An 8522-nucleotide genomic window follows, 5' to 3' on the forward strand; every position below is an offset into this window, starting at 1 on the left:
CTGCTCCAATTTAGCGTTGAAATTCATAGATCGACCCTAAATTCAGGATCTGCGTAAGCTCATCCAGAGCGGTATAAACTTCACGAAGTAATTGGGGATCAACCAGTTCGCCAGCACATAACTCATCACGATAGTGCTGTTCTATCCATTGAGTCAGGCGATCATAAAGCCGGGTATTCATTATTGTCGCAGGATTAACCGCGCTAAATTCAGCGTCATTCAGCACAACCCTCAGACGTAAACACGCCGGGCCGCCGCCATTACGCATACTTTCCCGCAGATCAAAAACGCATACTTCATTAATGGGTGATGACGTTTGCGCAGTCAGTGACTGTAAATAGGCCCAGACAATCGCACTCTGGCGGCACTCTTCCGGCACAACAATCACCATTTTTCCATCAGCTTTACTCAGTAATTGACTATTAAAGAGATAAGAAGCGACCGCATCTTTGATACTGACCTGCTCGGAAGAGACTTCAATTGAGATAAAATCATGTCCCAACACCGCCATTTTCTGCTTAATTTCAGTCAAAGCCTGATCCTGATCCAGATAAGCATGCTGATGATGAAAAAGAACATTTCGGTTGCTCACCGCAATCACATCATTATGGAAAACACCGCTGTCAATGGCGACCGGGTTTTGCTGCACAAAAACGGTTTGTGCCGGATTAAGCTGATGCAACCGTGCAATGGCTTCACTTGCTTCCAGTGTTTGTCGTGCGGGATAGCGCTGGGGCACCGGGCTGCCACGAAACGCGCTACGGCCATAGACAAACACCTGTACGCCGGGCCTATCATATTCACCACCGAGGCGATTATGGTTTGCCGCTCCTTCATCACCGAAATTTTCATGCTGCACAAGCGCCTGATGATGGACAAAATGGTTTTGATTAGCAAAAGTGGCTTTTAACGCGGCTGCCGTCGTTTCGACTTCCAGCAAACGGTGCAGTTTGTTATTTAAATTTGCTACGGTGAAGTGTACCCGTTGGTCAGCACTATCCGCCGAAGGTGACACTGTTGCCGCGTTTGCTGTCCACATTGATGAAGCAGAACTCAGTTTTGATAATAACACTGGAGAATATTTAGCTGCTTTATCAAGTATTTGCTCATCACTGCCCGTAAAACCTAAATTACGTAAGGCTGGAATATTGGGACGTTGTTGTGGTGGCAGTACCCCCTGAACAAACCCCGCATCAGCCAGCGCTTTCATTTTCATCAGCCCTTGCAGCGCAGCTTTACGTGGGTTAGACACTCGGTCCCGGTTATGTATAGACGCTTTATTGCCGACTGAAAGCCCTGCGTAATGATGAGTCAGGCCAACCAAACCATCAAAATTTGCTTCAAAACCGGACATAAATACCTCTGGAAAGATTGTATAAGTTAATCAGGAAAATGGATCCCCGGCGCGAGCGTTTCAGGTAAAGCGAGTTTGTCAGTCACCAAAGATGCCATAGGCCAGGCGCAGTAATCAGCAGCATAATAAGCGCTGGGGCGGAAGTTTCCCGAAGCGCCAATGCCACCAAAAGGCGCTTTACTGGAAGCCCCTGTCAATGGCTTATTCCAGTTCACAATTCCGGCTCTCGCATCTTCCGACAAGCGTTGGAACAACGAAGCATCCGGCGAAATCAAACCCGTAGCCAATCCGAACCGGGTGTTATTCGCTACTGCCAGCGCTTCATCAAACGTGTCATAACGCATAAGCGTGAGTAGCGGGCCAAAATACTCTTCATCAGGCACATCAGCCACCTGGCTAACATCAATAATCCCGGGTGTCAGCAACGTTGATTGAGGATCGCGTTGTTCCAACAAAACCAGCGAAATCCCACCGAGTTTTTGCAACCGATCTTGCGCTTCCAACAGATTCTGAACCGCCTGTAGAGAAATGACGCCCCCCATAAAAGGTTGGGGTTGTGCATCCCAATGCGCTGGAACAATCTGTTCAGTCACCTCCACCAGACGCTTAATCACCGCATCCCCGTGCGCGCCATTTTTTACCAGTAATCTGCGGGCACAAGTGCAACGCTGACCGGCTGAGATAAATGCTGACTGCACAATAGTGTAAACGGCTGCATCAATATCATCGCAAGTATCTACGATCAGTGCGTTGTTCCCTCCCATTTCAAGGGCGAGCATTTTCTCTGGCTGACCGCCAAACAGGCGGTGAAAGTGAAAGCCAGTATTGGCGCTCCCGGTAAACAGCACACCATCAATCTGCTTGTCCTCTAGCAGCGCCGTGCCGGTATTGCGCGCCCCTTGAACCAGATTAAGCACACCGGCGGGCAAACCGGCTTTTTCCCATAGTCTTATGGTTTCTTCTGCGGTCATCGGTGTCAGTTCACTCGGTTTAAACACCAGCGTATTACCGGCAATAAGCGCAGGGATAATATGACCATTCGGTAAGTGACCAGGAAAATTATACGGACCAAAAACCGCCATCACACCATGAGGACGGTGGCGCAGTAAGGCCCGGCCGTCCGGCATAATGATTTCCGACTCTCCGGTGCGCTGTTCCCATGCTTCGATAGAAATCGCCGCCTTACCTATCATGGATTGTATTTCAGTACGAGCTTCCCATAATGGCTTGCTGGTTTCCTGACTGATAACATGCGCCAAAGGCTCTTTCTCGTCATTTAGCAAAGCGGCAAACTTCTGGACAATCTTAATTCGCTCGCTAACCGGCAGATGTGACCACGAATAAAACGCCTCACGGGCAAACTGACAAGCTTCTTTCACTTGAGAAGAATCAGCACTGTTAGCTTGCCACAGCATTTTCTGATCTATTGGGGCAAATTTAGTCATCAACTCACCCTGCCCCTCAACCCACTTGCCCCCAATGTAATGTACTTTATGATTCATATCTTAGTGTTCCCTTGGAAAAAGAGTGACGAGTCGTACCTGATTTCCGTCATTGATTTGGAGTGCGTCCATTTCCGCTGATGTTAAAAGAATCTCATCACTGCCATACGCAACATTCAGTAACAGCGCACGAAAGTCACTAAAGCGCTGATTAGCAATGATGCAGGGTACCCCATCGTTTCTGGCAACTGACTTAACCCGGCTGACAGGAACAAGCCGGCTCTCTTTTACTGCGCGTATCTGGTCGATCTCGGCCTGTAGTAAAGCGCCTGCATCAAAAATATCGATATGGCCTTCATAGGCCAGACCTTCTTTTTCGAGGATTGCGCGGGCCGGGACCGTTTTCTCATGAACCTGCCCTATCACCCTCTGTGCCTCCGAGGGTAATAAGGAGATATAAACAGGGTGAAGGGGCATCAATTCGGCAATAAAGGTTTTCGATCCAATACCGGTTAAGTAGTCTGCCTGGGAGAAAGGAATACCAAAAAAGTGCTGTCCCAGTGCATTCCAAAAAGGTGAATTGCCTTTCTCATCTGCCACACCGCGCATTTCAGCGAATAATATTTTCGAAAAAAGATCCCTGAATGCGGCAATAAAAAGAAAACGGGCTTTAGAAAGAAACGTGCCGTTTTTCCCTTTCTGATATTCCGGATCCAGGAACAAGGTACATAACTCGGTGTTACCGGTCTGATCTTGCTCCAGAGATAAGGCTTCAATAACCTTATAAATTCCCAACTCACGTGACGAACGAATGGTTCTTTGTACACGAAAATTATAAAACGGCTCCTCCAGTCCTACTGCCGCTTCTATGGCGCTGACTCCCACGACACGATTCTCGCTGGTATCTTCCAGCACAAAAAGGAATCCCTGCTGGGCCCTGGTCAGTTTTCCATCGAAAGTATCCACGCTACGTGAAATACGTGCACGTAATTGCTCCAGGTTATTTGGTAAAGATGTCAGACCTATACCAGCGCGTTCAGATAAGGACTGAATACCATTTAAGTCACTATGCCGGACAGTTCGGAAAAGCATCATAACGTCACCTTCAACCTACTATTAACCTATGAACCGCATGATGGCGCTTTCAAGACGAACCAAACCTTCATCAATATCAGCAAATTCGATGTTTAATGCCGGCGCAAAGCGCAATACATCCGGGCCGGCAATCAAGGCAATTAATCCTTCCTCTGCGGCTATATTGGTTAACTGCTTCGCCTTACCCTGCCAGGCTTGATTCAATTCAGCGCCCAAAAGTAGCCCTTTGCCCCGCAAACAGCTAAATAATTGATAACGCTGATTCAGTTCCGATAACTTATCCATAAAATATTCATGGCGCTGCTGAACTCCGGTGAGAAGCTCTGTCTGATTAACAATTGAAAGCACCTTATTGGCAACGGCTGCTGCCAACGGATTACCACCAAACGTCGTGCCGTGTGTTCCCGGTTGAAAAACCTCTGCAATAGGTTGTTTTGTCAACATGGCACCGATAGGGAAGCCCCCTCCGAGACCTTTAGCACTGGTAAGAATATCAGGCTCGACACCATATTCCTGATAAGCATAAAGATATCCGGTACGGCCCACTCCCGTCTGAATTTCATCAAAAATGAGCAGCGCTTGAAAACGATCACATAACGTACGCAATCCCTTCAAAAATGCAGGATCAGCAGGAATAACGCCACCTTCACCGATAATCGGCTCAACAATAACCGCACAGGTATGCTCAGAAATGTGTTCTCTGATCGCAGACAAATCGTTATAAGGAAGATGAGTAATTTCTTGAGGCAGAGGAGCGTAATCTTGTGAATATTTTGGTTGCCCTCCTACCGTAACAGTAAATAATGTCCTGCCATGAAAAGAATCGTTAAATGAGATAATCTCGTTTTTATTTTTTCCATATTTATCAGCAGCATATTTTCTGGCTAATTTTAATGCCGCCTCGTTAGCTTCTGCCCCTGAATTACAGAAAAACACTTTATCAGCAAAAGTATTTTCCACGAGTTTCTTTGCTAATTTCAGCACGGGCTCATTGGTGTAACCATTTCCTATATGCCATATTTTCTCAATCTGAGAAATTAACTCATCTTTTAATTCCGGATGGGCGTGCCCTAATGAATTCACCGCAATTCCACCAGCAAGATCAATATATTCCTTGCCATCCTGATCCCATACTCTCGAACCTTTAGCCCGAACAGGTATGAACTTAGCCGGAGAAAAACAAGGTACCATATAGTGATCAAACCAACTTCTCTGAATATTTTCTAACATAGATCATTTCCCCTTAAAATAGAGAGTATTCGGACGAGATAAAACAATATGCTCCGCATCATTTTTCATCTCATACTTACACAAATTATTAATGAATGCTGAGGTAATAAGGTTGACTAAGTTGAAACCTAAAAAGCCTTAAAAATAATAAAATTACAGGATTTCGTTAATATTATGCTTATTAATCCTCATCACTATTTTCGAAAAATAGTTGCTCAGCCATTGGACAGATACTGTTGCTCATGCTTAACAAAGTCAACACAAGTCATAAACAAAAAAAATACTTTTTGATCTCGTTCAAAATTCCAAGAAGTATTTTTATGCACGATTTATGCACTTATTGTGAATAAACAAGGAATAAATGATGAATAAATTAAACCTGATACCTATAGATGAGAAAAATAAATAAATAATTATTCATTAATAACACCAGAAACTTATCTATTTAAATGTCAAATAAAATTTGACGGAATTTAATTTTGCAAAAACCGGGGTAAATCTATCGTCAAAATAACAAAATAAGTGAACAATCTGACTATAACTTAATACAAAATTAACTATCTTGCCAAAAAGATTAGCGATGTCTGAACTTTGTTAGATTTCAAGCAATAACAACATCACTACCTGATCAGATTATTTGTAAAAAATTGATCACGTCCAACCTTATCCTAATGATTTACTTGGGTAGAGAAACAAATAAGAGGCTATCCGAAGGCAATTATTTATGGGAATAATTCCTTTCCCCATTCTGTTTAACAGAGAAACAATCCGGTATAAACAATGTATACCGGATTATCACACCAATGTTAAATTATTCAATATTCCTTAATATATTAGTATTATAGCACCTCCCCATCACCACTGATTGCCAGCGCCATATTCAAAGCCTGAGCTAAAGCGGCTTTATTTTCATTATCTTCCAATAAACTAAAATGGTTACCCGGAATAGCAATCAACTTAAGTGAAGTATCGGGCATGATCCGCTCCCAACCTAACGACGGCTCTATATTTACCGACTCAGGCTTCTCATCCGTCACAAAAGAAATAGCGGGAGAAGGTTCTACCGCATAGAACTGATGCAGCGTTATTGCTAATGCTGACGGCTTATAATCCGCAACGATTTGTCCATAACCCGCGATCTGTTCCCAACGTTTTGCGATCACATCAGCACGCAGACTTGCCGGATATAACGCCAATGCTTGTGCCGCTTCAATAACCTGCACCAAATTCAATTCATCAATTTGCCGGTACAACGCCGCAATCTCTTCTTTGCATTCCTCCCCTGCCTGCCGGGCCAGTTCAGTAAAGAAATGATGTTTGGACTGCATGGCCTCTTTGCCAAAATAATGAGGCGCAGGTGTATCAATCAACCCCAAGAAACTGACTCGCTCGCCAGCACCCAAAAGCCGCTGGACAATGGCATAAGCCAATATCCCACCGGAAGAGTAGCCACTTATCCGATACGGACCTACGGGTTGTACCGCTTTCATCAAGGTGATCATTCTGGCAGCCTGCTCTTCCATCGTTGACATCGGTTCTTCATGAATAGACGACCAAGGCAACGCATAAATCGGGTAGCCCGACGGGATATGTTGAGCCAGTCCGAAGACATAGGAATAGTCACCCATGCCACTGGGAACAAAGAACAATGGCAGCCCTATTCCGTCAGGTCGCACCGATATAGCCTCGCTTTGCGGCTGAGACAATAAATCCGAGGTGATTTTCGATGCCAATTCGGATAACACCGGGAATTGGAACAGAGCATTCAATGTAAAAATCAAACCCCGACCGGCGGCAAGATTCATCATTCGCATGGCAAGCAGTGAGTGGCCGCCCAACGCGAAGAAATTGTCATACCGGCTAACCTGCTCAATCCCCAGCAATTCACACCAAATCGCTGCTAATACGGTTTCCGTTTCGCCTTGTGGCGCTTCATAAGCCTGATGAGCAAACGCTTCATTGTCCGGCTCCGGTAACGCACGACGATCCAACTTACCGTTTGGCGTCAATGGAAACGCGTCCAGACGCACAAAGGCTGACGGCACCATATAGTCCGGCAAAATGGCACTCAGGTGGGTACGCAGGCTATTCGCCAACCCTTCATCCGCTTGCGCCACCACATAAGCAACCAGTCGTTTGTCCTGCCCCTCACCCTGCGCCAGTACTACAGATTTACTGACCGCAGGATGCTCCACCAACCGGGCCTCAATTTCACCCGGTTCAATACGGAAACCACGAATTTTCACCTGCTGGTCGTTACGCCCCAAGAATTCCAGGTTGCCATCCGGCAAGTAGCGAGCCAAATCCCCGGTGCGGTACATCCGGGCCTCTGGGTTATCACTAAACGGATCAGCAAGGAAGTATTCCGTGGTCAGCTCAGGACGATTGAGATAGCCCCGTGCTACACCGGCCCCGCCAACATACAATTCCCCTACTGCTCCTAGCGGTATTGGCTGACCTTGGGCATCCAACAAGTAAACACGTGTATTCGGCAGCGGACGACCAATGATATTGGCCTGCCCTGCCATTTCGTTCAGGCAAGATATCGTCGTGGTAATCGTCGCTTCTGTAGGACCGTAGCAATTCACCAGAACAGGGTATTCACGGTGAGCCGATAACCAGCGTTGTAACTCATGATCAGATATCGCTTCCCCACCAATGCAAATCATCCTCAAGCCCTGATAGATATCGCCTTCATTAACATCTGATATTATCCGCCAGAATTGGGCCGGTATCGCAATGTAGGTAATTTTATAAGACTCACACAGACGCCAGAACTCCTGCGCACTCAGGATCCATTGATTTGTCCTTAAGACTAATTGTGCCCCCTGTGTTATTGCGCAAAATATTTCTGATGCACAAACGTCAAAAGAAGGGTTGCAAAATTGCAATAGACGGTCAGATGCGTTAAACGACCACTTCGTGTTCAGCGAAGTAATTTGACTGACCAGTTGCCTATGTTCAACCATCACACCCTTCGGTGTGCCGGTCGAGCCGGAGGTGTAAATCACATACGCCAGGTGCCGTGAGGTTAATTCAGGTCTCTGTGGATTGCTATCTGGCTGGTCAGGCAAGGTATTCGGATCAAACACGGTCAACCCAGTCAGCGCGTTCTCGCCCAACACGGCACGCCCAACGTCATCAGCCAGTAAAATAACCGGTGAAACATCAGCCAAAATATGTGTTAGACGCTCACCCGGATAATCCGGATCGAGTGGCACATAAGCCGCGCCCGCTTTCAGTACTGCCAATAATCCCACTACCATTGCCGGTGAACGTGCCACGCAAATCGCCACCCGCTGGTCCGGTTCTACACCTAGGGCAATTAGCTGATGGGCTAACCGATTAGCGCGGGCATTTAATTCGGCATAACTGAAAGTTTGTGTTTCATACACTAACGC

5 protein-coding genes are annotated in these 8522 nt (G+C 46.2%); all 5 read right to left on the reverse strand.

Annotated elements, in window-relative coordinates:
- Window positions 1-10 precede the first annotated feature (10 nt).
- Window positions 11-1354, reverse strand: a complete 1344-nt coding sequence (gene astB / locus ACGF63_RS09025; RefSeq protein ID WP_036843350.1) for an N-succinylarginine dihydrolase — start codon at window positions 1352-1354, stop codon at window positions 11-13.
- A 26-nt stretch (window positions 1355-1380) separates the two neighbouring features.
- Window positions 1381-2856: a succinylglutamate-semialdehyde dehydrogenase gene (astD, locus tag ACGF63_RS09030; RefSeq protein WP_036843348.1), complete on the reverse strand. Its 1476-nt coding sequence runs from the start codon at window positions 2854-2856 to the stop codon at window positions 1381-1383.
- A gap of 3 nt (window positions 2857-2859) precedes the next feature.
- Window positions 2860-3888, reverse strand: coding sequence for an arginine N-succinyltransferase (astA, locus tag ACGF63_RS09035; RefSeq protein WP_239002315.1), 1029 nt, complete (start codon window positions 3886-3888; stop codon window positions 2860-2862).
- 24 nt (window positions 3889-3912) lie between these two features.
- On the reverse strand, window positions 3913-5121 hold the full coding sequence (locus tag ACGF63_RS09040; protein WP_152961624.1) for an aspartate aminotransferase family protein: 1209 nt from the start codon (window positions 5119-5121) through the stop codon (window positions 3913-3915).
- A gap of 839 nt (window positions 5122-5960) precedes the next feature.
- Window positions 5961-8522 (reverse strand): amino acid adenylation domain-containing protein (locus ACGF63_RS09045; RefSeq protein ID WP_387630248.1); only part of this gene is annotated, 2562 nt, incomplete at its 5' end.

This window comes from Photorhabdus sp. RM322S (assembly GCF_042879395.1).
GTDB classification, from domain to species: Bacteria; Pseudomonadota; Gammaproteobacteria; order Enterobacterales; family Enterobacteriaceae; genus Photorhabdus; species Photorhabdus khanii.